Origin of the sequence: Streptomyces sp. NPDC093097, from assembly GCF_044754325.1 — a bacterium.
GTDB lineage: Bacteria > Actinomycetota > Actinomycetes > Streptomycetales > Streptomycetaceae > Streptomyces.
The window spans coordinates 73,262-99,052 of sequence record NZ_JBIVOW010000007.1 but is presented as its reverse complement, the minus strand read 5'-3'; the positions used below and the strand labels follow the sequence as shown (position 1 = coordinate 99,052).

Below are 25,791 nucleotides of genomic sequence, written 5' to 3'. Positions count from 1 at the left end.
GCGCGGATCAGATGCGGACATCGCTACCTCCGGCTTCGTCCGGCGGGCCCGGTGGGTGACCCGAACTCCGCAGCAGCTGGGCCGCCTCCCGCTCGGTCAGGGACTCCAGCCGGTCGATCAGTCGGTCGCGCCGTCGGTCGCGCGGCCCGGGCAGCGCCGAGTAGTCGATCTTGCCGTTCGGGGTCAGCGGCAGAGCGGCGCACTGCTGGATCTCGGCGGGGACGAGACGGCCGGGCAGCCGAGCGGCGAGCCAGCCGCGCAACTGCCCGCCGTCGGGCATCCGTTCGCGGTGGCCCGGGCGGGGGGCAGGGGACCAGTAGGCGGCCAGCCGCGAGCCACCGGCCGGCGTCGTGCGCAGCAGGACCGCGGCGCGGGCGACGGCCGGGTGCGCGGCGAGCGCCTGCTCGATCTCGCCGAGCTCCACCCGGAAGCCGCGGATCTTGACCTGCCGGTCGGTGCGCCCGCGGAACACCAACGCTCCGTCGGCCAGCCGGTGCACCACGTCCCCGGTGCGGTAACGGCGGGCGCCGCGGCGCTGCGGATCCGGGACGAAGACCGCGGCGGTCTCCGCGGGCCTGCCGAGATACCCCCTGGTGACCCCGTGTCCGCCGACCGCCAGCTCCCCGGGCACGCCGGTCGGGGCGGGCGCTCCGTCCGTGAGCACCACGGCCGAACTGCCCGTGATCGGGCGGCCGATCGGCACCGGTCCGGTACCGGAGTCCGCTACCGGCTGGACGCAGCAGCCGACGACGGTCTCGGTCGGCCCGTACTCGTTGAACACCACGGCGTCCGGGGCGACTTCGCGCAACGCGGCGACCTGGGCGGCGTCCAGTTGCTCCCCGCCGATCACCGCGGTGAGGCCGGCCAGTCCCCGCCGCCGCACGGCCGGTTGCGCCGTCAGCGCGGACAGATGGGACGGTGTGGCCTTCAGCAGGGTGTGGTGACCGAGGGCCAGGGCCGCGCCCAGCCTGGTCGGGTCGGTGCCGGGCACCAGGTGCGCGGTGCCGCCGGCCGCCAACGGGGCGAGCAGTGCGGTCACGGTCAGGTCGAAGGCCAGTGAGGAGTGCACCGGTGAGAAGGTGCGCTCGGTGATCCCGTACGCGGGCAGGCACCAGCGCAGGTAGTTGACCAGCCCCTGGTGCGGGACGCCGACCAGCTTCGGCCGCCCCGTGGAGCCCGAGGTGGCCAGCACGCACACCAGGTGCTCCGGGTGCCCTCGCGGGCGCCGCAGCCGTACCGGCGCACCGCGGCCGGTGTCGTCGGTGCGCAGGATCGCCCGTGGGGCGACCCCGGCGGGGGCGGCCGCCGAGGGGGGCAGCACCATGAACTCGGCGCCTGCCGCGGCGAGTAGAGCGGGTACCCGGTGCGGTGGGGTCTCGGGATCGAGGGGCAGATAGGCCGCTCCGGCGCGCAGGACGGCCAGCAGCCCGACGATGCTGTCGATGCCGCGGTCCGCCCACAGTCCGACCACGGCCTCCGGTCCGGCCGAGCGTGCCTGGAGCCGCCCGGCGAGGTGCCCGGCCCGCTGCCACAGCAGGCGGTAGCTGACCTGCCGCTCGCCTTCGAGCAGCGCGATCCGGTCGGCGCCCCGGCGTACCGCGTCCTCGATCAGGTCCAGTACCGACATCCTCGGCGGGGCCGGGAGTCCGGCCGACGGGGCGGGTGCCTGGGCGCGGCACCGGGCCGCGGCACGGTGCGGCGTCCGCGCGGCGGCCGCCAGCGCGGAGCGGAACCGTCCCGCGATCTCCGCGGCCCGTTCGGCGGCGTCCCCGGCCGGGTCGGCCTCCAGCAGCAGGCGCAGCCGTCCGGAGTCCGCGTCGACGTTGAAGTGGGCGGTCAGCGGCAGATACGTCTGGTCGGGCGCCTGGAGGTCGGACACCGCCAGGCCGTCCCGCGCGGACAGTGCGCTGTAGAGGTGGAAGTGGGTGAAGACGAACAGCGTGTCGAACAGGCGGCTCGCGCCGAACTCCCGATTCAGCGTGATCAGTGGGTAGCGCCGGTAGGGCGAGACCCTGGTCTCGGCCGCGTGGGCCGCCAGGGCCAGTTGGGCCCAGCTCGTCTCGGCCGGGACCGCGACGCGCAGCGGCAGGATGTTGTTGAAGACGCCCACCACCCGGTCGCCGTCGGCGCGTTCGGGCCTGCCGTTGGTCTCCAGACCGGTGATCAGGTCGGTGCGGCCGGTCAGCTGCCGGACGATCCACAGGTGGACGCCGAGCAGGACGTGCTTGAGCCCGACCCCGAGTTCGGCGGCGAGCGCGCGGAGGCCGTCCCGTGTCGCGTCGTCGATCTCCACGACGGTCCGCTGCTGGTACACCGGCCGCTCCGCGGGCGGCCGCCCCGGGGTCCGTCGGGGCAGCGTGCAGGGTTCGGCGCCGTGCAGTTCCGCAGCCCAGAAGGCGCGGTGCTCCGGCGAGCGCATGGCGGCGCGTTCCAGTGCGACGAAGTCCGCGTACCCGGTGCGCAGCGCGGCCGGGGCGGGCGGGCGGCCGCCCAGCGCCGCACGGTAGGCGGTGAGCAGTTCGGTGAGCACCAGCGCGGTGCACCAGCCGTCGAGGGCGAAACTGCTGACGGTCAGCCGGAACGCGGTGCCGTGGTCGTGCGCGGTGAAGCGCACCAGCGGCCCGTGGTCGAGGTCGAAGTGCCGCTTGCGTTCGTTCAGCATCCACGCGCCGAAGTTCTTGTCGCGGGCGGGGTCGGCGCGCCGGTCGAGCACCTCGACGGGCAGCCGCGAGAGGGCCGCGGGCACGAGCTGCACCGGCTCGGGATGGCCGGTGAGGTCGAAGGAGGAGCGCAGATAGGGGTGTTGGGACAGGACGTGGGCGACGGCCTGTTCCAGTGCGCGCGGTGCGAGGGTGGCGGCCACCGCGACGCTGGTCACGTACACCTCGTAGCCGGGATCGTCCCTTTCGTGGACCAGCAGGGCCCGCTGGGCCATCGAGACCGGGTAGGCGTCGGCGAGTCCGGGCCGCCCGGCCAGCGCCGGGCACAGGCCGAACGGCGGCACCGCCTGCTCCCCCGACCCGGGTTCCGGCGGCGGAGTCTCCTGCCGGGCGTCGAGATGGGCCGCCAGCTCCGCGACGCTGGGGTGGGCCAGCAACTCGGTGACGGTGAAACCGCATCCCGCTTCCCGGGCCGAGGCGACGATCCGGATCGCCAGGATCGAATCGCCGCCGAGGGTGAAGAAATCGGTGTGGACGTCGATGCCCGTCCTGCCGAGGTGCCGTTCCCACAGGGCCGCCAACCCCCGTTCGGTCGGGGTGAGTTCCGGGGCGGGCGACGGGGTGGCCGGCCGGTCCCGGTCGGGGGCGCGCTCCGGTGCGGGCAGTGCCCGCGGGTCGAGCTTGCCGCTCGCCGTGACCGGCAGCGCCTGGACCGCCACGATGTCCGTCGGCACCAGATGGCCGGGGACCGAGCGGCGCAGCAGGCCCCGGAGCGTGGCGGAGGGCGGGGCGTCCCGTCCGGTGACGTAGCCGGTCAGCCTGCCGTCCCGCACGAGCGCGACGGCGTCGGTCACGCCGGGCAGCGCCCGCAGCAGTTCGGCGACCTCGCCGAGTTCGACCCGCCGTCCGGCGATCTTCACCTGGTGGTCGGTCCGGCCGAGGAAGACCAGCGCGCCGTCGGTCCGGCGCCGGGCCCGGTCGCCGGTGCGGTAGATCCGCTCCCCCCGGCCTCCGCGGGGGTCGGGAAGGAACGCCGCCGCGGTCTGCGCCGGTCGTCGGAGGTAGCCGGTGGCCAGCCCCTGCCCGCCGATGAACAGCTCGCCGGGTGCCGGCACCGGCACCGGGCGGAGCCGGTCGTCGAGCACCCTGACCGACGTGTTGCTGATCGGTCGCCCGATCGGGACCGGTCCCGCGTCGGACGGTGCGCACCTCCAGGCCGTGACGTCGACCGAGGCCTCGGTGGGGCCGTAGAGATTGTGCAGCTGCGCGGCGAACAGCTCGAAGAACCGGTCGCGGGCGGCGGCCGGCAGCGCTTCGCCGCTGCACAGCACCCGGCGCAGCGGCGAGCGCCCGGTGGCGGTGCGCGCCGCTTCGGACAGGAACGGGGTGAACAGGCTCGGCACGAAGTGGACCGTGCTGATCCGGGCCCGTTCGATGAGTCGCGCCAGTTCCCGCGGGTCCCGGTGTGCGCCGGGTGCGGCGAGCACCACGGTGCCACCGGCGATCAGCGGCCAGCACAGTTCCCACCACGAGACGTCGAAACCGACGGGTGTCTTGTGCAGCACCCGCTCCCCGACGCCGAGCCGGTACTCCTCCTGCATCCACGCCAGCCGGTTGACGATGCCGCGGTGCGGTACGAGCACCCCCTTCGGCGCGCCGGTGGAACCGGAGGTGTAGAGCAGGTACGCGGGCTGTTCGGGGTGCACGCGCGCCGTATACCGGCGGTCCGGGTGGGCGGCGAGCAACTCCGCGGTGAGCAGGGTCCGGGCGGGCAGGGAGACGGTGCGGTCCCGCAGGGACTCCTCGGTCAGCAGGAATCTGGCGCCGCTGTCGGCCAGCATCGCGGCATGCCGGGGAGGCGGGTCCGCGGGGTCGAGCGGCAGCACGGCACAGCCGGCGTTCAGTACGGCGAGGTAGCCGATCGGCAGGTGGCGGCCCCGCCGGTGCAGTACGGCGACGGGTTCGCCGGGCGCCGCGCCCGCCGCCCGCAGCCCGGCCGCGACCGTCGTCGCCGCCCGGTGCAGCGCCGCATGGCTCAGCTGCGCGGTGCCGCCGTCCTCCGCGGGGGCGAGGACGGCCGTCGCGTCCGGGTGGGCGGCCGCGGCGGCGGCCACCAGGCGGTGCAGGCCGCCGGGGTCGGGCCGGTGCCGTGCCGGGCCGACCGCGGCGGCCCCGGTGAGGTCCTCGCTCAACGGGATCTCGTCCACCGCGCGTTCGGGGTCGGTCACGGCGGCGCGCAGCACCTCGGTGAGGTGTACCGACAGCGCGTCCACCGTGTCCGCGTCGAACAGGCTGGTCCGGTACTCCCAGCGGCCGGTCAGCGCACCGTCCAGCAGCGCCATGCTGAGGCTGAGGTCGAGCTGCGACCAGCGGCGCGGCACCTCGACCACAGAGGCGGTCGCCGACCCGAACGCCGCGCGCCCGGCGGTCCCTTGGGCCAGCGCGAAGGTGCCGTCCCGCAGCGCGCGGTGTTCCTGCTGGAGCACGAACTGGCTCTGCACCAGCGTCGCCCGGCCGGTGTCCCGGGCCGGGGCCAGGTCGGTGACCAGCCGGCCGAAGGGGTACCTGCCGTGTGCGAGCGCCGCGCGCAGCAGCGTCGCGGTGTCCGCGAGCAGGGTCGCGAACGGGGTTCCGCGGGTGCACCGGGAGCGGAGCGGTACCGGATTGACGAAGTAGCCGACGGCGTCGGCGAGTTCGGCGGCGTCCCGGCCGGCCAGCAGCGTGCCCAGCACGAGGTCCGGCCGGCCGGTGCAGCGGTGCAGCAGCGCCCGGTACGCCGCGAGCAGCACGGTGAACAGCGTGCAGTCCCGCTGCCTCGCCAGCGCACGCACCTGGTCGACCAGTTCCGGCGGCAGCCGGAACTCCGCGGTGGCGCCGTGGAAGTCGCGGTGGGGCGGGTGCGGCCGGTCGGTGGGCAGGGCGAGGCTCGCCGGTGCGCCGGCCAGCGTCTCGCGCCAGTACGCCAGATCGCGGGCGGCCGCCGGGGAGTCGGCGTAGTCCTCGGCGTCGGCCGGCGCGGCGGCCTGCGCGGCGTCTGCCGGGGCGGGCGCCGCCGGGATGCCGGCGGTCTCCGCGAGGTAGTCGGCGCGCAGTTCGTCGAGCATGACCAGGAACGACCACAGGTCCAGCACGAGGTGGTGCGCGACCAGCACCAGGAGGTGGCTGTGTGCGCCGCGGCGCAGGAGCGTTGCCGTGAACGGCGCCGCGCCGCCCAGGTCGAAGGGCCGCTCCACCCTCTCCAGCAACCGCGCCGTGAGGTCCTCGTCCCGCTCCGTCGGCACCTCGACGACGCGCAGTCGCGGGCCCTCCGGTTCCACCTGGCACCACGGCCGCCCGCCGTGGACCGGGAATCTGGTGCGCAGTGCCGGATGCCGCGCGGTCAGTGCCCGCAGGGCCCGGTCCAGCGCCGGTACGTCCAGCGGTCCGTCCAGCCTGAGCACCCGGGAGAGGTGGTACGCGGCGCCCCGGGGGTCCGACTCGTGCTCGAACCAGAGCGCTTCCTGGTTCGCGGTGAGCGGGAGCCGGTCGCCGCGGTCGGCCGTGCCCGCGGAGGTCCGCGCAGTCGTCCGCGCAGTCGTCCACGTGGTCGCCGTCACGGCGTCCGCCGCCAGGATGCGCCGGGCGAGGTCGTCGGGGCTGTCACCGGCGACGAGGGACTCGGCTCCGATGTCCACCCCGTACCGCCGCTGCACGCGGTGCCGCAGTTCCGTCGCCCGCAGCGAATCCAGCCCGAGCCGCACCAGCGGCTCGTCCGGCCGGGGTGGCGTCCCGCCGGCTCCGGCCAGCGCCGCCGCGGTGGCGGCCAGCGCGGCCGCCAGCACCGCGGTCCGCTCGTCCGGCGCCACCGCGGCGAGTGCGTCGCGGCCCGGCAGGTCGGGGACCTCGGTCCGGTCGGTGCCCACGGTGCCGATGACGGGCAACTCGCCGTCCAGATAGGACTGTCGGCAGTGCTGCCTGCGGACCTTGCCGCTCGTGGTCTTCGGCAGGGCGCCCTTGGGCAGGAAGACCATGCGGTGGGTCTCGATGCCGTGCCGGGTGGCGATCGCCGCTCGCACCCTGGCGGCGATCTGCGCCAGGTCCGGCTCGCCCGGTGCCGTGCCCAGTTCGTAGCAGAGCACCAGCCGTTCGGCGCCGTCGACGTCCACCGGGAAGGCCGCTCCGCAGGACGGCCGCAGCGCCGGATCCGCTCGTTCCGCCGTGTGTTCCAGGTCGTGCGGGTGGTGGTTCTCGCCCCGGATGACGAGGAGGTCCTTGCGCCGCCCGGTGAGGTGGAGGCCGCCGTCCAGCAGGAACCCGAGGTCTCCGGTGCGCAGGTAGGGGCCCTGGTGGGTGTCGGCGAGGCGGGCGCCGAAGGTCTCCCCGGTCTCCTCGGGCCGGTTGTGGTATCCGGCCGCGATGCCCTCGCCGCGCAGCCAGACCTCACCGATCCGCCCGTCCGGCAGCGCCCGGCGGGTGTCCGGGTCGACGATCCGCACCTCGGTCCCCGCGACCGGGAGGCCGCTGCACACGAGCGTGCTGCCGGGCTCGTCCGCCCGCACGGGGGTGACCCGGCCCGCCCTGAGGCCGGCGGGATCGGCGCGTACCGCGGTCGGCGGCCGGTCGAACGGCGTCGCCGTCACGATCAGGGTGGCCTCGGCGAGGCCGTAGCAGGGGAAGTGTGCGGCCGGCGCGAACCCGGCGGTGCGGAAACCCGCGCTGAAGCGGCGCATGGTGGCGTCGCGGACCGGCTCCGCGCCGTTGTAGGCCACCGCCCAGCCCGACAGATCGAGGGTGGCCCTGGTGGCCTCGTCGATGCGCTGCAGGCACAGCTCGTAGGCGAAGTTGGGGCCGCCGCTGACCCTGGCCCGGTACCGCTCGACGGCCCGCAGCCAGTTCAGCGGCGCCCGCAGGAAGGCGCCCGGCGGCATCAGCACCGAACGGGAGCCCAGGTACAGCGGTTGCAGCACGTTGGCGATCAGGCCCATGTCGTGGAAGAGCGGAAGCCAGCCGACGAAGGTCGCGTCCTGGTCGTTGCCGCAGGCGCGTTGGATGGCGCGCTCGTTGCTCAGCACATTGGCATGGCTGACCCGCACGCCCCGCGGAGCCCGGGTGGAACCCGAGGTGTACTGGAGGAACGCGGTCGCGTCGGGGTCGGCCGGTACCCGGGTCCAGCCGTCGGCGGCCGCGTCGGGAACGGCGCGGACGTCGGCCCGGGGCAGCCCGGCCGGCATCGCGGGGGCGTCCTCGGCCCGGCAGAGGACCAGCGCGGGCCGGGCGTCCGAGGCGATGGCGGCGAGCCGTTCCGCCCCGGCCCGGCCCCGGCCGGAGTCGCAGGGCACCGCGACGCTGCCCGCGTACAGGCAGCCCAGGAAGGACTCGACGTACTCGATGCCGGAGGGGTAGGCCAGGAGCACGCGCTCGCCCCGGCAGCCGCGTGCGGCCAACTCCGTGGCGATCGCCCTGGCCCGCAGGTCGACGGCGGCGAAGTCGCGGCTCGCGGTCTGGGTGACCCCGTCGGCGAGGAAGAGGTAGGCGGGGCGGTGCGGTGTGCGTTCGGCGTGCTGCCGCGCGATGTCGACGAGGCCGGCTGCCCTGGTGGTCATGTCGGCTCCTCCCCTGCCTCGGCCAGCCGCAGCGCCTCCCGGATCAGCGCGCTCCGTTGCCTGGTGCGCAGCTGGTCGACCGTCTGGGCCAGCGCGGCGAAGTCGGGTGCCTGGTAGACCTGGCGGATCGGGAGGTCGATGCCGAAGGCGGTGGTGATCCGGAAGTGGAACTGGGTGAGTTGCAGTGAATCCCCGCCCAGATCGAAGAAGTTGTCGTGCCGGCCGATGCCGTCCCGGCTCGTCCGGCCGAGCACTCCGGCGGCCAGCTCGGCGATCGTCGCCTCGGTCGGGGTGGCGGGCGGGCGGCTGCTGGGCCGGTCGGGCTCCCTGGGCGGGGCGGGCAGGGCGCCTTCGTCGAGTTTGCCGTTCCTGGTCAGCGGAAGCGCGGGCAGGACGACGGTCTGGCGCGGGATCAGATGGCGCGGGAGCCGGTCGGACAGATAGCTGCGCAGCGGTCCGGTGGCCAAGTCCCCTGCCGGTGCGGCCGGTTCGGCGACGAGGTAGGCGACGAGCCCGCGCCGCTCCCCCGTGCCGTGGGCGACCACCGCGCAGTCGCGTACGGCGGGGTGCGTCAGCAGGGCGGCTTCGATCTCGCCGGGTTCGATGCGGTAGCCGCGCAGGGACAGTTGCGTATCGCTCCGGCCGAGGTAGTCCAGGTCGCCGGGGAGCAGCCGCACCAGGTCACCGGTGTGGTAGCGCCGCCCGCCCGGCCTGCCGGGCGCGGGCCGGAAGCGGTCGGCGGTCGGTCCGGGGCGGCCGAGGTAGCCCCGGGCCACCCCGGCCCCGCCGACGGCCAGTTCGCCCCGGCCGCCGACCGGCAGCGGATGTCCGTCGCCGTCGAGCACCTCGACGTGCTGACCGGGAATCGCCCCACCCAGCGGGCTGGCCACCGGGCCGTGCCGGTCGGCCGGCCGCAGCCGGCGGCTGGTGACATGCACCGTGGTCTCGGTGACGCCGAACATGTTCACCAGCTCCGGCCCGCGGTCACCGAGCCGGTCGAACCAGGGGGCGAGCCCGGCCACCTCGCAGGATTCGCCGCCGAGGACGACGAGGGACAGCGGCAGCCCGCTCGCCCCGGTCCGCAGCGCGGTGGGCAGCAGGGCGCGAAAGGCGCTCGGTGTCTGGCCGAGCACGCCGACCCGTTCGGCCAGCAGCGTCGCCCACAGCTCGTCCGGTGCGCGGACCACGTCGGAGGGGACGAGTACCAGCCTGCCCCCGCTGGTCAGGGCGCCCCAGATCTCCCATACGGAGAAGTCGAACGCCGAGGAGTGGGTCATCGCCCAGGTCTGCCGTTCGCGCGTTGCGGGGAGCGCGGCCCGGCACGCGGCCAGCACCCCGGTCGCATTCGCATGGCTGACCAGCACGCCCTTGGGGCCACCGGTGGAGCCCGAAGTGAACACGACATAGGCCAGGTTGGCCGGGTGCGGTCGCACCCGGAGGGGCGACGCCGTCGCGGTCCGGTCTCCGGGCCGGTCCAGGAGCAGTGTGTCCGCACCGGGTTGCGGTGCGTGCCGCACGGTGGACCGGGTGAGCAGCAGGCGGACGCCCGCGGCGCGGGCCAGCTCGGCGCGGCGCCGCGGAGGGTCGGCCGGGTCCATCGGCACATAGGCCGCCCCCGCCTTGAGGATGCCGAGCATCCCGACCACCAGGTCGATCGAGGGCTCGGCGCACAGTCCGACCAGGTCGTCCGGTCCGCAGCCGCGGGCCCGGAGCACGGCGGCGAGCCGGTCGGCCCGCGCGTTGAGTTCCCGGTAGGTGAGCTGGCCGCGGCCGCAGCTGAGCGCGATGGCGTCCGGCTGCCCGGCGGCGATCCGCTCGACCTCGTGGTGCAGGCAGCCGCCCCCTTCCTCCGGGGCCGGGGCACCGGTCGCGGCCGGCGCGGGCCGGGCCGACCGGATCGGCGTCGGGGGCGCGTCCGGCTCCGCGGCGGCGGAGCGCAGCACGGTCGCGGTCCTGGCCAGGATCTCGGCCGCGGTCGCGCGGTGGAGCCGGGACCGGTCGAACTCCAGCTCCAGCTCCAGCCCGTCGGGCAGCGGGGAGACCGTCATGGTGAGCGGGAACTTGGCGGCCACCGGCGGCGAGGGCAGCACCGTCGCGGTCAGGCCGGGCAGTTCCACCCGCGGCGCCGGGGTGTTCTGGTAGGCGAACGCGGCCTGGACGAGCGGGGTTTCGGCGAGCGTACGCCCCGGGCGGACGGCCTCGACGATCCGCTCGAACGGGACCTCCTGGTCGTCGAGGCCCTGTCGGACGACCTCGCGCACCCGGGCCAGGAGGGTGCCGAAGCCGGCGTGGCCCGACAGGTCCAGGCGCAGCGGCAGCAGATTGACGAAGCAGCCGACCAGCCCGGCCAGTTCGGGCCGGGTGCGGCCGGCGACCGGGCTGCCGATCACCAGGTCGTGCTGTCCGGACAGGCCGGCGACCGCCAGCCCGAATCCGGTCAGCAGCACCGAGAACAGGGTGGTCCGCCGCCGGCCGGCCAGCTGCCTGAGCCGTTGCACCTCCGCGTCGCCGAGCCGGGACCGCAGGACCCCGGAGACCTGGTCGGCCGGCGGGTCGGAGGTCCTGCCGAGCAGATCCAGCCGTCCCGGTGCGCCGTCGAGTGCCGCCGTCCACCGGGCCAGTCGCTCGGCGAAGCCGGACTCCTGCGCCCGGCGCCGCTGCCAGGCGGCGAAGTCCCCGTACTGGACGGGCAGCGCGGCCGGCAGCGCGGGCGTCCCGGCGACGCGGGCCCGGTACAGCTCGGCGATATCGGCCAGCAGCACCCCGAGCGACCACCCGTCGCCGGCGATGTGGTGCCGGACCAGGACGAGTTCGTGTTCCGTCCGGCCGAGCCGGAACACCACGGCCCGCAGCACCGGGCCGGTCGTCAGGTCGAACGGGCGCAGGGCCAGTGCGGCGGCCTGCCGGCGGCTCGCCGCTCGCCGCGCGGGTGCCGGCAGCCCGGCGAGGTCCACCACCGGCAGTTCCACCAGGTCCGCGGCGGGCAGCACCTCGACGACGGGGCTGCCGTCGACGACCGGGTAGCGGGTGCGCAGCACGGTGTGCCGGCGCAGCACCTGCGCAAGTGCCGTGCGCAGGGCGGGCAGGACGAGTGCGCCGGTGAGGCCGAGGTGCAGCGGGAGGTGGTAGGAGCTGGCCGTCGGGTGGAAGCGGTGGGTCAGCCACATGCGCTCCTGCTCGAAGGAGAGCGGCACCCGTGCGCCCTCCGCCAGCGGGATGCCGTCGCCGGCGCTCAACTCGCGGAGGATTGCGGCCTTGTGCGTGACGATGTCCGCCTGGACCTCGGCCGTGAGCACACCGCGCCGCGCCACGCACCTGAGCCGGTCCCCGTCGGCGGTGACGGTGATCCCGCGCCGGCGCAGCTCCGCGAGAAAGGCCCCGGCCCTCACAGCAGCACCTCGTCCCCGGTGGCCCGCTCGATCGCCGCGGCCTGGGCCGCGATGGTCGGCGCGTCGAAGAACTCCGCCATCGACAGCTCGACCCCGTGCCGCTCCCGGACCAGGGACAGCAGCCGGAGGGCGATCAACGAGTCGCCGCCCAGCTCGAAGAGGCTGTCGTGCACGCCGATGGGATCGCCGCCCAGCAGGCTCGCCCAGTACGCGGCGAGGGTGCGTTCCAGCGGGGTGGCCGGTGCCCGGTACGCGGTGGACAGGTCGGCCCGGTCGCGGCGGGACGGGGCGATCCGCAGGGCGGCGAGCGCCGCGCGGTGGTCCTCGGTACTGAAGTCCGCGTGCCTGGCCAGCAGCGCTCGCAGGTCCTGGGGGCAGACCACCACCTGCGGGGCCCCGTCGGCGGCGAGGATGCGGTGGAACAGTTCGACGCCCTCCGCGCGGCCGATCCCGTCGAGCAGGTCGCCGGTCGATGCGGGGTGCTCCGCGGTGCGGCCGTAGCGCGCGAGGAGCTCCTGCTGCGCCGAGGCGCGCATGCCCACGTCGGTCCAGTCGGTCCAGGCGATCGACACGGTGGTTCCGGCGCGGCGGCAGGCGCGGTGGGCGGCGTAGGCGTTGAGGAACTCGTTCGCGGCGACATAGCCCACTTCGCCGAACTTCAGCTTGTGCAGCACGGTTCCGATGGACGAGCAGAGCACGAAGAAGTCCAGTGTGCGCTCGCGCAGCACGCTGTCGAGCACGACGGGGCCCAGCACCTTCGCGGCGATCGCCTCGTCGGTGGCCTGCTGGTCGCGTCGCTGGATCATGCCGGCGGTGTCGGGGCTCCCGGCGGCGTGGACGACTCCGGTGATCGGCCCGAACAGCTCCTCGGCCTCGGTGACGACCGCCCGCATCCGAGTCGCGTCGGCCACGTCGGCCTGCCGGACCAGGACCGCGGTGCCCTTGGCGGTGAGCGCGGTCAGCCGGTCGATCAACCGCGTGGTGTCGTCGCCCGCCGGATGGGCCGCCAGGTATCCGCTCCAGTCCTCGGCGGCGGGAAACGGCGTGCGGCGGGTGAGCACCAGCGCGGTGGCCCGGCCGGCGAGGGATTCCGCCAGGCTGAGCCCGATACCGCCGAGGCCGCCGCAGACCAGGTGCACCCCGCCGGTCGCCGCGGCGCGCGGCGCGCCGACCGGGTCCAACCGCAGTGGGGTGTAGCTCCGTTCGAAGCGCTGCCGCCCGCGGTAGGCGATCTCGGTGGCCGGGTCCGGGGCCAGCAGTTCGGCCACGATCCGGTCCGCCAGCCGGTCCAGGTCGCCGTCGGTGCGCCCGATGTCCATCGCCGTGGCTGACATCGCGGGCAGTTCCCGGGGGATGACCTTGACCGCCGCGGTCACGGTGGACTGTTCGGGGTGGTCGAGGTCGTCGCCGAGCACGGACTGCGCGCCACGGGTGACCGCCACCAGCCGGACCTGCTGGGCGCCTTGGTGTGCGCCGAAGGCCCGCGCCAGGTGCAGCAGACTGTGCAGTCCGCTCAGTTGCCCCTGCCGTACCGCGGCCTCGTCGAGCGGCCCGGCCTCGCGCGCCGCCGTGGCGGACCACAGGTGTGCGACCAGGCGCGGGGTCCGGCCCTGGGCGGCGAGTTCCGCCAACAGTGCGTGGTAGTGCGGTAGTTCGCTGGGGCGCTCGTGTCCGGACGGGACGGTGACGGGGTGCACGCCGAGCGCGGTGAGCCGTCCGGCGACCGCCGCGCCGAGCGGGCCGTCGGCGAACAGCAGACAGGTCGCGCCGTCCTGCCGGGCCGGCGGGCGCACCGCGGCGGTGTGCCGCCAGCCGGGCAGATAGCCCCAGTCGTGGAGCTGCTTCCCGGATGCCGGCCGGGCGGCGAGCGCGGAGGTGGCCGGCCGCGCGTCCGCGGCCTCTCCCGGCGCCAGGGACCAGTAGCGCTTGCGCTGGAACGGGTAACCCGGGACCGGGGTGCGCCGCGGCCGTTGCGGCCGGTGGAAGGCGGTCCAGTCGACGGGGCACCCCGCGGTCCACAGCGTCCCCACCGCACGCAGCAGGTGCGCGGTCTCCCGCTCTGCCGCCGGGTCGCCGCCGGCCGCCGGCAGACAGCTCGCGGTCGACGCCGAGCCGGGCGCCAGTCTGCGGGCCGCCAGCCGGGCCAGTCCGGCGTCGGGGCCGAGCTCCAGCAGCGCGGCGGGCGCCGCCTGCGCCAGATGCCCGGCGCAGGCGGCGAAGAGCACCGGCCGCCGCATGTGCGCCAGCCAGTATTCCGGGCGGGTCACCTCGGCGGGATCGGCCCAGTCCCCGGTGACGTTGGACAGGAACGGCAGCCGTGGGGCGGCGAATTCCACCTCGGCCAGGGCGGTGCGCAGCCGGGCGAGGAGGGGGTCGACGGCGCTGGAGTGGAACGCGTGCCGCACGGCCAGCGTCCTGGTCCACACGCCTTCCCCGTCCAGCCGGGTGGCCAGTGCCGCCACCGCGTCGGGGGCGCCGGCGACCACGCACCGGTCCGCGGAGTTGACCGCCGCCAGCGTGAGGCCGTCGTCGAGCCGCGGGCGCAGGTCGCCGGCGCCGAGCGCGACGGCCAGCATCCGGCCTTCCGGCAGCGTGGCCTGCGCCTGGGCGCGGACGGTGACCAACCGCAGCGCGGCGGCCAGGGGGAACACTCCGGCCACGGTGGCGGCGACGTACTCACCGAGGCTGTGCCCCAGCATCGCGACCGGTTCGACGCCCCAGTCGATCAGCGTCCGGGCCAGGGAGTAGGACACGGCGAACTCGGCGGCCTGGAAGGCGGGCGCGGCACCTTCGGGGCCGGCCCGCTCGGTGCGGAGCATCGCGAACAGGTCCACGCCGCCTTCGGCGAGCGGCCGGGCGCAGGCGTCGAGATGCCGCCGGAAGTCCGGCTCCCCCGCGTGCAGTCCGAGGGCCATGGCCGGATAGCCGTGGCCGTGGCCGGGAATCAGGAAGGCGGTCCGCCCGGTGCCGTGGACCGCGCGCGTCGGCGGCGGCCCGGTCATCAGTGCCGTGGCGGCGTCCGCGGCCGTGGTGGCCGCCACGGTTCGCCGGTGGCGGTGCGCCCGTCGGCCGGCCAGTGTCGCCGCCACGTCGCCGAGGTCGGCGTTCGGCAGACCGCGCAACCGCTCGGCCAGTTCATGGCCGGCCCGCGTCAGGGCCGCCGTGGAGCGCGCGGAGAGCACGACCAGTTGGCAGGCCCTGCGCTCGCGGGCGGGCGCGGGCGGGACGGGCGGCGCTTCCAGTACCACATGGGCGTTGGTACCGCCGATGCCGAAGGAGCTGACCCCGGCCCGGCGCGGGGAGTCCGATACGGGCCAGGGGGTGGTCGAGGCGTTGACGTAGAACGGGGAGCCGGCGAAGTCGATGGCCGGGTTGGGCCGTTGGTAGTGCAGGCTTGCCGGGATCACCCCGTCGCGCACGGCGCCGACGGTCTTGATCAGCCCGGCGATGCCCGCCGCCGCGTCGAGATGGCCGATGTTGGTCTTCACCGAGCCGAGGGCGCAGTACCCGACCCGGTCGGTGGTCGTGCGGAACGCCGCGGTCAGCGCCTCGACTTCGAGGGGATCGCCGAGAGTGGTGCCGGTGCCGTGCGCCTCGACGTACCCGATGCTGCCGGCGTCGATCCCGGCCGCCGCCTGGGCCTCGATGATCACGTCCCGCTGGCCGTCGACGCCCGGCGCGGTGTAACCGGCCTTGCGGCGGCCGTCGTTGTTCACCGCCGATCCCAGCAGCACCGCGTGCACCTGGTCGCCGTCCCTTCGGGCGTCCGAGAGCCGCTTGAGCAGGACCAGTCCGACGCCGCTGCCGCCGACCGTGCCGGCGGCCGAGGCGTCGAAGGCCGCGCACCGCCCGTCCGGCGAGTAGATGGCGTCCTCGGCGTACACATAGCCCTGGGCCTGCGGGACCTGGAGCGAGACGCCGCCCGCCACCGCCATGTCGCACTCGAAGGACTGCAGGCTGCGCAGCGCCAGGTGGACCGCGACCAGCGAGGAGGAGCAGGCCGACCCGACGCACATGCTGGGGCCGGTGAGGCCGAGCTTGTAGGAGACCGTGGTCGCCGCGAAGTCCTTGTCGTTGTGGATCAGCAGCGGGAAGCCGCCGAGCGTACGGAGCAGTTCGGTGTGGGGCAGGAGGTTGCGCACCAGGTAGGAGCTGAGGCCGCAGGAGAGGAACACCCCGACGGGGAAGGGCAGTGCCGCCGGGTCGTAGCCGGCGGTGTCGAACGCCGTCCAGGCCGTCTCCAGGCACAGCCGGTGCTGCGGGTCCATCACCTCGGCCTCGCGTGCGGAGTAACCGAAGAACTCCGCGTCGAACTGCGCCAGGTCGCCCAGCGTTCCCTCCGCGCCGACGAAACGGGGCCGGTGCTCCGGTCCCGGGTCGGGGAACCGGCTGATGCTCTCGGTCTCCGCACGGAGGTTGGCCCAGAACTCCTCGACGTTCTCCGCTCCGGGGAAGCGGCAGCTCAGCGAGACCACCGCGATCGGCTCACAGGCTTCCTGACCGGTCATCGCTCGCCCCCCTCCTCGACGGCCCGGCGCGGCGTCCCGGCGCGCCGGCGCCGGCGGCCGCGGACCAGCGCCGCGGGCTCCGCCGGCGCCGCGCCGGCCCCGGCCCGGCCGAGGTGATCGGCGAGGCCGGCGATGTCGGGGAACCGGAACAGGTCGACCAGCCGAAGCCCCGGGTGGACGGTGCGGACGAGGGCGCCGTGCAGCCGGAGCAGGGTGAGGGAGTTCCCACCGACATCGAAGAAGGCCTCGTGCACGCCGACGCGCTCGACCCCCAGGACCCGCTGCCACTCGCGGGCGATGGCCCGTTCCAGCTCGGTTGCGGGGGCCGCGCCGCGCGGGTGCGGCCGGTGGAGCGCTGCGGCGCGGGCGGCCAGGGCCGCCCGGTCGGTCTTGCCGTTGGCGTTGTGCGGCAGATCGGCCAGCACCACCAGCGCCGAGGGGACCATCACGGCGGGCAGCAGCGCGCGCAGCGCGGCCAGGGCCCGCTCCGGTGCGATCTCCCGGCCCGGTGCCGCGCTGGCGAACGCCACCAGCCGCCGGTGTTCGGCCGCCCCGTCGAGCACGACGGCGGTCTCGCCGACCGGCGCCACCTTGCGCAGCGCGTGCTCGACCTCCCCGAGTTCGATGCGTACGCCGCGCAGCTTGACCTGGGTGTCCTCGCGCCCCACGAAGTGCAGTTCGCCGTCGGCGCGGCGGCGCACCAGGTCCCCGGTGCGGTAGACGCGGCTGCCGGGCCGGCCGTACGGGTCGGGGACGAACGCCGCCGCGGTGCTGCCGGGGAGGCCCCGGTAGCCTCGGGCCAACGCCGGTCCGCCGATGAGCAGTTCGCCGGTCATACCGTCGGGAACCGGCCGCCCGTGGCGGTCGGCCACCCAGACCCGTGCCGTACCGATCGGCGTCCCGATGGCGGGCGGGTCGTCGCCGGCGCCGACCACCGCGGCCGTCGCGTAGGTGGTCGCCTCGCTGGGACCGTAGAGGTTGCGCACCACGGTGCGGACGCGGCGGCGGCGCAGCCGGTCGGCCAGTTCCCTGGACAGGGGTTCGCCGGCGAGGTTCACCGAGGTGACCGCGTCGGGGATCCCGTCGGCGTCCAGCAGGGCGGCCACCGCGGACGGAACGGAGTTGAGCAGGCTCGCCCCTGCCGCGGCGGGGGTTTCCGGCACCCGCAGGGCGTCCTCGGCCAGCACGACGGTGCCCGCGTGGACCAGCGGTGCGAACAGTTCGAAGAAGGCGAGATCGAAGCCGACCGACGTGGTGGCCAGGACCCTTCGCAGTTCGGCCGGGTCGAACGCCGCACCCGCCCAGCGCAGGAACGCCGCGGCGCTGCGGTGCTCGATGGCCACCCCTTTGGGCCGGCCGGTGGATCCCGAGGTGTAGAGCACATAGGCCAGCGCCGTCGGCGGCACCGTCACCCTGCGCGGCGGGGACGCCCATCCGGACCGCTTCGCCGACACCCTTACCAGGGACGGGAGTCGGCCGCTTCCGGCGCCCCGGCGGGCCGGCAGTTCGTCGTCCGCGATCAGCAGCCGGGCATCGGTCTCGGCCAGCATCGGCAGGACGCGTCCGGCGGGCTGTTCGGTGCCGATCGGCAGGTACGCGGCTCCGGTCTTGAGCACTCCCAGCAGCGCCACGAGCAGTTCCGGCGTCCTGGGCAGCCGGACCCCGACCACGTCGCCGGGGCGGCATCCCCGGGCGAGCAGCTCCGCGGCGAACTGGTCGGACCACTGGTCCAGTTCGCGGTGGCTGAGCTGACGGGAGCCGTGCACCACGGCCACCGCATCCCGATGGCGCGCCGCGGCGGCGGCCACCAGCCGGTGCACCAGTTCCCCCTCCCCGGGGTCGAGGGCCGCCGGGGCGCGCACCCCGCGCCACTGCCGCGCGGTCAGCAGCGAGCACCGCGAGACCGGCTGTTCCGGTTCGGCCGCCACGGCGGCGAGCAGCGCCCGGAACTGGCGGCACCACAGGGCCAGTTCGGCATCGGTGCACCGTCCGCCGTCCGCCTCGAAGGTCAGCTCAAGGCCGTCGGAGGTGTCCGCCGCGGTGACGGTCAGCTCGTACTTCGCCGCCGCCGCGGGCACCTCGACCAGCCGCGTCCCGATGCCCGGCAGGCTGGGGGGCCGGGGCGGTTGCTGGTAGGCCAGCAGCACCTGGAACAGCGGGGAGGTCCCCAGCTCCCTGGGCGGCCCGACCGCGTCGACGATCCGCTCGAAGGGCAGCAGCCGGTGTTCGAGCGCGTCGAGCAGCGTGTTCCTGGTCCGGCGCAGGACCTCGGTGAAACCCGGCTCACCGTGCAGCCGCAGCCGCAGCGGCAGGGTGTTAATCATCAGGCCGACGGTGCCGGCGGCCGGCTCCCCGTCGCGCAGCGCGACCGGCGAGCCGATGACCACGTCCTCCTGGCCGCAGTACCGGCCGACCAGGCATCCCAGTACGGCCAGCAGCGCCATGTACGTGGTGCTTCCGGTCCGCCGGCACAGCCCTGCCAGACCGGCGAGTTCCGCCCGCTCGAACCGTTCGGCCCGGCGTACCGGGCGGGTCGGCCGACCGCCCCGGGCACCGCCGAACGGAGTGCTGCGCGGTGGGGCCGCGTCGAGCTCTTCCCGCCAGAACTCGACCGATCCCACCGCCTTCTCGGTCACCTCCCGCTGCTCGGCGACGAGTTGCGGATAGCTCGCGGTCCGCGCCCGCGCGGGCGCTGCGCTGCCGGTGGCCGCGCAGCGGTACAGCGCCTCGATCTCCTCGCGCACCACGGCGAGCGATCCGCCGTCGAACACCACATGGTGGACCGACAGCACGAGCAGATGCCGACGCGCTGCCAGGCGCAGCAGGAACCACGCCACCGGCGGCCCCGCCGTCAGATCGAACGGCCGGGCCGCGAGTGCGGAGAGCAACCGGCGCGCTGCCCGCTCCGCACTCCGGTCCCCCGCACCGGACAGGTCGACCAGCCGCAGGCGCGGCGGCGCCGCCGTGATGCACTGCGCGGGCTCCGCGCCGTCGTCGGTGAACGCGGCGCGCAGCATCTCGTGCCGACCGCCGATCCGATGGACCGCCGCGCGCAGGGCGAGCGGGTTCAGCGGTCCGGTCAGCTCGATCGCGGTGCAGACGGTGTACGCCGGGTTGTCCGGCTCCAGCCGTTGCAGCAGCCACAGCCGCTGCTGGGCGGCGGCCAGCGGCAGCCGCCCACCGCGCTCGCCGCCCCGCGTCCCGCCGCCGGCCGTCCTCAGCACGCTCATGCCCGGCCGCTTTCGGGCGCCGCGGCGAACACCCCGCCGGACGGGGCCGGTTCCGCGCCCGGCGCCCTGGCCTGGTCCACCACGGACGCGAACTCGGCGATGGTGGGCGCGTCGAACAGGCTGCGCACCGACAGCCGGGTACGGAACAGCTTGTTCGTCGCCGCGATCGCCTGCATCGCGCGCAGCGACTCGCCACCGACCTCGAAGAAGTGGTGGTGCACACCGACCCGACCGGCCTTGAGCACCGTGGACCAGATGTCGCACAGCAGCCGTTCGGTCTCGGTACGCGGTGCCGCATACGGCAGTTCGGCCGTCGGATCGGCATCGGGGAGCCGCGCCCGGTCGACCTTGCCGGTGCTGGTCAGCGGCACCGCGTCCAGCACGGTGAAGGTGCTGGGCACCATGTACCTCGGCAACCGGTCCCGGACGTACTTCTGCAGCTCCGCCCGGTCCGGCCGCTCGCCCGGCTCCGGCACCACATAGGCGACGAGCTGCCGCTCACCGGTCTCCTCACCGCGGGCCATCACGATGGACCGCTGCAGCGCGGGGTGGGCGTCCAGCACGGCCTCGATCTCCATCGGCTCCACCCGGAAGCCACGGATCTTGACCTGGTGGTCGTTGCGGCCGAGGAACTCCAGGTCGCCCGTGGGCAGGAACCGGCCGAGGTCGCCGGTGGCGTAGCGGCGGGCGCCGGGGGCCGCGCCGCAGGGGTCCGGCCGGAACACCGCCGCGGTGGCGGCCGGTTGCCCCAGATACCCGCGGGCCACGGTGGCCCCGCCGATGTGCAGTTCACCGGCGACCGCGACCGGCGTCTGCCTGCCGTGCTGATCCAGCGCCCGCACGCGGGTGTTGGCCACCGGGCGGCCGATGGGCAGCTGGTGCTGCGCCACCGCCTCCGTGCCCGTCCACACGGTGCTCCACACCGTCGTCTCGGTGGGGCCGTACTCGTTGGCGAGCCGGGCGCCGGGGGCCTTCGCCCGCAGCTCCCCGTACAGCGCCGACGGCGCCGCCTCCCCCGCCGTGATCACCCTGACCAGGGAGCCGAGCTCGCGCGGGCCGGACTGCTCCAGCAACGGCCCCAGCAGGGACGGAACGGCCAAGGTGTGGCTCGGACGCTGCCGGGCGATCGCGGTGGCCGTGCTCACCGGGTCGAGCTGCGTGCCGTCCGTCGGCAGCACCAGGGTGCCGCCGGTCGACAGCGTCCAGAAGATGCCAGCCACCGAGCTGTCGAACGCGAAGGAGGACAGCAGCAGGAAGCGGCCGACCGGCTCCGCGTAGGCGGTGTCCCTGGCACGGACCGAGGCCACCGCGTTGCGGTGCTCGACGACGACGCCCTTGGGCCGGCCGGTCGAGCCCGAGGTGTAGATGACGTACGCGGCGCTGGCCGGGCACGTGTCAACGGCCGGATTGTGCACGGGTTCTGAGCCGACCGCCCGGAAGGCAGGGTCCACCGGGAACGGCTCGGCCGCCGGCGGCACCCGGCCGGCCAGGTGCTCCTGGACGAGCACGACACGCGCCGCACTGTCCGCCGCGAGGAAGGCGGTGCGCTCGTCCGGTTGTGCCGGGTCCAGCGGGAGGTAGGCGGCTCCCGCCTTGAGAACGCCGAGCAGGAACACGATCTGGTCCAGGGAGCGCTCGGCGAGCACACCGACGACGTGTTCGGGCCCGACTCCCCTGCGGCGCAGCCCGTGCGCGATCCGGTTGGCGCGCTCGTTGAGTACCCGGTAGCTGACGGCCCGGCCGTCGCACTCCACCGCCACCCGGTCCGGGGCCGCGGCCACGCGTTCCTCCACCAGCGCGTGCAGGGCGCGCTGCGGCAGCGGGCCGCGGCCGCCGTCGGTGAACCCGTCGAGCAGTGCGCGGTCCCGGGCGGGCAGCTGGTCGACGGTCCCGTAGTCCGCGGCCGGATCGGCCGCGATCGCCGTCAGCACCCGTACATAGCAGTCCCGGACGCTCTCCATCACCTCGGCGGAGAACTGCAGGCTGTCGTACTCGACCCGCACCTCCAGCCGGTCGGTCGTCCGGTTGAGCCGGAAGATGCCGCAGAACGGGAAGGTCGACTCACCGTAGAGCTCGTTGGCCACATGCTCCACGCCGGCCTCGATCCACCGGTCCAGCACGTCGAACACGTGGTAGTTGGTGAAGAAGAACAGCGTCTCGGCCAGCGGCTCGTTGCCCTGGTGCCGCTTGAGTTCGGCCATCGGCAGCCGCCGGTAGGGCATCGACTGCCGCTCGGAGTGCAAGGTGGCCTCGATCAGCTCCAGCCAGCTGCCGCCGGCCATCTTGACCCGCAGCGCGAGGCTGTTGACGAACAGTCCGATGGCGGTGCTGCCGTCGACGACCTCGGGGCGGCCGTTGGTCACGGTGTAGGTCAGCGTGTCGACGTTGCCGCCGTAGGCCGACATCACGGCGAGGTGGGCGGCGAGCAGCACGCTTTTCAGCGGCACCGCGTGCGCCGTGGCCACCTGCTGGAGCCGGTCGGACAGTTCCCGGGACACCGGGACGACGATCCGGACGATCTCCCGGTCGCCCTTGTCGGCCCGCGGCCCGGCGGCGGCCCCGATCCTCGGCAGCCGCATCAGCGTGGCATCGGCGAGATAGCCGTTCCAGAAGTCGTAGTTCTCCTTGCGCCCGAGCGCGTCCAGTTCGAGGGCGACGGCGTCGTTCATGCCCGTCTGCGGCGGCCGGATCGAGAGCGGCTCGTCGAACATGAGCGAGAAGTAGTGGCCGAACAGCTCCGTGATCATCAGGGCCTCGCTCCAGCCGTCCACGATCTCGTGGTGGAAGCCGTAGGTGAACTGGAACTCCTCGTCGCTGCGGCGGTGCACCATGAACCGGATGAGCGGGTAGTCGTGCAGTTCAAAGCCGCGCAGCTTCTCCCGGTCGATCCACGCGCTGAGCCTGTCGTCCTGATCCCGCTCGGAACACCCGCGCAGATCCTCGAAGTACAGGGGCGTCTCGAAGCTGCCGTGCACGATCTGCAACGGCCGGCTGTAGGTCGTCATGTCGAACGACGTCCGCAGCATCGGATGGCGTTCGACGAGTTGCCGGACGACGGTGCGCAGCACCTCCAGATCGAACGGGGCGCGCAGGCGCACCGACGCGATCGCGTGGTAGACGGCCGACTTCGCGGCGAAGTCCCGGTGGAAGATCATCCCTTCCTGGAGCAGGCTCAGCGGGAAGGCGTCCCGCACTTCGTCGGGGAGCCGCTCGCGGTCCTCGGCGTCGATCAGGGCGAACGGGGCGGTCGCCGGCGCGTCCGGTTCCGGGCGCCGTCGGTCCACGGCGGCCGCGCAGTCCCCGATGACCGGGTTCTGGTGCAGCTCGGCGACCGTGAGGTCCAGCCCCCGGGACTGGGCCCGGCTCACGACCATCACGCTGCGAATCGAGTCGCCGCCGAGCACGAAGTAGTTGTCGGCCGCCCCGACCCGGTCCACGCCGAGCACCGTGGCGACCGCGCCGGCCAGGATCTCCTCGGTGTCGGTGCGCGGGACGACGTATGCGGCGGGTGCCGCCGCCGACCGGCGCGCGGCCGACGGCACGGGCAGTGCGGCCCGGTCGAGCTTTCCGTTGGCCGTCATGGGCAGCGCGTCGAGCAGCATGACGGCGGCGGGCACCAGCAGCTCCGGCAGCTGGGTGCGGCAGTGTTCGACCAGTGCGCGGGGGCTCGGGGCCGGACCGCCGGTGTCCCTGCCGGGCACCACGTAGGCCACCAGCCGCAGTTCGCCGGTGAGCGGCGAGGAGCCGCCCGGGTCCTCGTCCCGTCGGGCGACGACCACCGCGTGCTCGACCCCGGGGTGGGCGCGCAGCACGCTCGCGACCTCGGCGGGCTCCACCCGGACGCCGCGGATCTTGACCTGTTCGTCGGCACGGCCGAGGAATTCGAGGATGCCGTCGCTGCGGCGGCGGGCCAGATCGCCGGTCCGGTACCACCGGGAACCCGCTGTCCCGAAGGGATCGGGGACGAAGCGCGCCTCGGTGAGCCGTGGTGCGTCGAGATAGCCGTCGGCGACACCCGCGCCGCCGATGCAGAGCTCGCCGATCGCACCGTCCGGCACCGGGCGGCGGCGCGGATCCAGCACCTGCACACAGGTGTTGGCGATCGGCGTCCCGATCGGCACCCACCCGTGCCATGGCCCGTCCGCATCGAGCCGGTGGACGGTGCTGCCGACCACGGTCTCGGTCGGGCCGTATTCGTTGACGACCGTGGCACCGGCGGCGTGGAACAGCGCGGCGCTCTCGGCACGCAGCGCCTCACCGCCCACCACCACCGTGCGCACACTGCCGGTGATCTCCTCGGGAGTGACCAGCTGGGCGACGATGTCCAGATGCGTCGGTGTGAGCTTGACGAGGCTGAGGTCCCGCATGCCGCGCAGGGCCGCCACCAGCCCGACGACCCCGGCGTCCTCGGGCAGCAGGATGACCCGCTGGCCGGTCAGCAGCGGCCCGAGCAGACCGGTCAGCGTCAGATCGAAACCGATCGAGGTGTGCACCAGCGCGCCGTTGCCCTCGGCCATGGCGTAGGCGGTGGCCGCCCAGGAGAGGTAGTTGGTCAGACCCCGGTGCGGGACGACGACACCATGGGGTTTCCCGGTGGTGCCGGAGGTGTACAGCAGGTAGGCGGTGTCCTGTGCGGTCACCGGCACCTCGACCGGGGTCCGCGGCCGGGCGGCGAGTTCGGCGGGGTACCCGTCCATCACCAGCGCCGGCAGCCCCACCTCGCCGAGCCGGTCCAGCACCTCCCCGGTGGTCAGCAGCATCTTCGGCGCCGCGTGCTCCAGTACGCGTTCCATCCGGGCCCGCGGATAGCCGATGTCGACGGGGACGAACGCGGCACCGGCCTTGAGCACGCCGAGCAGCGCGACCATCAACTCCGGGGACCGCCCGAGGGACACCACGACCTTGTCGCCGCGCGCCACCCCGGACGCGATCAGGTGGCGGGCCAACTGGTCGGCGCGCGCGTCCAGTTCGGCATAGCTGAGTTCGGTGCCCGCGTACGCGACGGCGACCTGGTCCGGCTGCCGGGCCGCCTGCCGCGCGAACAGTTCGTGCACGGCCGCCGCCGGTACCTCGACGGCCGGGCCGGCACCGGAGGCGAGGACCAGGTCCCGCTCGTGCGCGCAGAGCAACTCGATCTCCCCGATCGGTACCGACGCGTCCGCGAGCACCGCGCGCAGCGCGGCCGTGAAGCCGTCGGCGAGCGCCCTGGCGGTGGCGGAGTCGACCAGGGCGCCGTCGTACCGGACCTCGACGGCGAGGGTGTCACCGGCCCGCACGCAGCTCAGCTCGACGGCGGCGGTGCCCGCCCTCCGCTCCTCGGTGATCGTGCAGCGGACCCCGCCGGAACGCATCGGCTCGGCGACGACGTGGAAGGCGAAACAGGCCGGCGCGGTACGTCCGGCGGCCCGGTGGCCGACCGGCGCGGCAGGGTCCAGATGGTCGATCCGCTGCTCGGCGTCGCGACGCAGGTCGGCGGTCTCCCTGGCGAGGGAGAGGAACTCCTGCTCTGCCGTGAACGCCGCGCGCAGCGGCAGTTCGCGTTCCAACGCACCGACCGTGTGGTCGAGCGCCCGGTGGCTGCGGCCGGACGAGGCCAGCAGGACCAGGCAGTCCCGCTCGCCCGCCACCCGCCACGCGACCACCCGGAACACGGCGTCCAACACCGCGGCGGCGTCGAGCCCGTTGGCCGTGGCGAAGGCGTCGAGCCTGCCGGCGGCCGCAAGCGGCGCCGGGCGGTAGGTCCGCCAGTCGGGCTGGTGCCCGTCGCCCGGGTCCGCGCTGCCCAGTACGGCGCCGCCGTCGGCCGCGGCCAGCAGGTCGGCCCAGGCGGCGCGTTCGGCGGCGCCCTCCGCCGCGGTGAGCAGTTCGTTGTGCCAGGCCGCGAAGTCCGCGTACTGCACGATGTCCGCCGCGGGCGGCTGCGCCTGCTCACCCGCATACGCCGCGGCCAGTTCCTCGACGACCAGGCGCAGCGACCTGCGGTCGGCGAGCAGGACGTGCGCGGTGAGGAGGAGGACCGCCCGGTCGGCTCCGATGTCGGCGAGCAGGACCCGGAATCCCTGGCCGTTCCGGGCGTCGACCGCCGCCCGTTCCAGGCCCGCGAGTTCGTCCAGTGCCGAGGAGGGCACCGCGTCGGGCCCCGACGTCAGCTCGGTGCGGCGCAACTCGACGTCGACGGGGTCGTCGATGACCTGGGCGGGCTGCGCCCTGCCCTCGCCGACGACGAGCCTGGTGCGCAGCGACTCATGGCGACGCACCACCGCGGACAGTGCCGCGCGCAGCCTGTCCCGGTCCAGCACGCCGTCCAGCGTCACCCGCAACTGCACCGCGCGGTGCCGGCCGACGGCGGGCGCGTGCGACCAGAGTCGCCGCTGCTGCGGGGAAACGGCGAACCCTGGATTGTCTGTCACTGCCATCAGCCA

General features: G+C 74.7%; 5 protein-coding genes. All 5 read right to left on the bottom strand.

Annotated elements, in window-relative coordinates; genetic code table 11:
* Positions 1-7 precede the first annotated feature (7 nt).
* The 5 genes from ACIQE0_RS14550 to ACIQE0_RS14530 are packed head-to-tail and all read right to left on the bottom strand — an operon-like array spanning position 8 to position 25,785.
* Entirely contained in the window at positions 8-8,242 is an 8,235-nt protein-coding gene (locus ACIQE0_RS14550) for an amino acid adenylation domain-containing protein (RefSeq protein WP_402331730.1), read from the bottom strand.
* Positions 8,239-11,631: an amino acid adenylation domain-containing protein gene (locus tag ACIQE0_RS14545; protein ID WP_402331727.1), complete on the bottom strand. Its 3,393-nt coding sequence runs from the start codon at positions 11,629-11,631 to the stop codon at positions 8,239-8,241. Before ACIQE0_RS14545 ends, ACIQE0_RS14550 begins: the two co-directional genes overlap by 4 nt.
* On the bottom strand, positions 11,628-16,139 hold the full coding sequence (locus ACIQE0_RS14540) for a beta-ketoacyl synthase N-terminal-like domain-containing protein (protein WP_402331724.1): 4,512 nt from the start codon (positions 16,137-16,139) through the stop codon (positions 11,628-11,630). Before ACIQE0_RS14540 ends, ACIQE0_RS14545 begins: the two co-directional genes overlap by 4 nt.
* Complete coding sequence (locus tag ACIQE0_RS14535; RefSeq protein ID WP_402331721.1) at positions 16,136-19,369, bottom strand: amino acid adenylation domain-containing protein; 3,234 nt, start codon at positions 19,367-19,369, stop codon at positions 16,136-16,138. Before ACIQE0_RS14535 ends, ACIQE0_RS14540 begins: the two co-directional genes overlap by 4 nt.
* Positions 19,366-25,785 carry an amino acid adenylation domain-containing protein gene (locus ACIQE0_RS14530; protein WP_402331718.1) on the bottom strand — a complete coding sequence of 2,140 codons (6,420 nt, stop codon included), beginning with the start codon at positions 25,783-25,785 and terminating at the stop codon, positions 19,366-19,368. Before ACIQE0_RS14530 ends, ACIQE0_RS14535 begins: the two co-directional genes overlap by 4 nt.
* Positions 25,786-25,791: the final 6 nt, after the last annotated feature.

Excerpts from the sequence above, each read along its gene's own strand:
- ACIQE0_RS14540 (WP_402331724.1), bottom strand. The coding sequence starts at position 16,139 with ATGACCGGTCAGGAAGCCTGTGAGCCGATCGCGGTGGTCTCGCTGAGC.
- ACIQE0_RS14530 (WP_402331718.1), bottom strand. The coding sequence starts at position 25,785 with ATGGCAGTGACAGACAATCCAGGGTTCGCCGTTTCCCCGCAGCAGCGG.
- ACIQE0_RS14550 (WP_402331730.1), bottom strand. The coding sequence starts at position 8,242 with ATGACCACCAGGGCAGCCGGCCTCGTCGACATCGCGCGGCAGCACGCC.
- ACIQE0_RS14535 (WP_402331721.1), bottom strand. The coding sequence starts at position 19,369 with ATGAGCGTGCTGAGGACGGCCGGCGGCGGGACGCGGGGCGGCGAGCGC.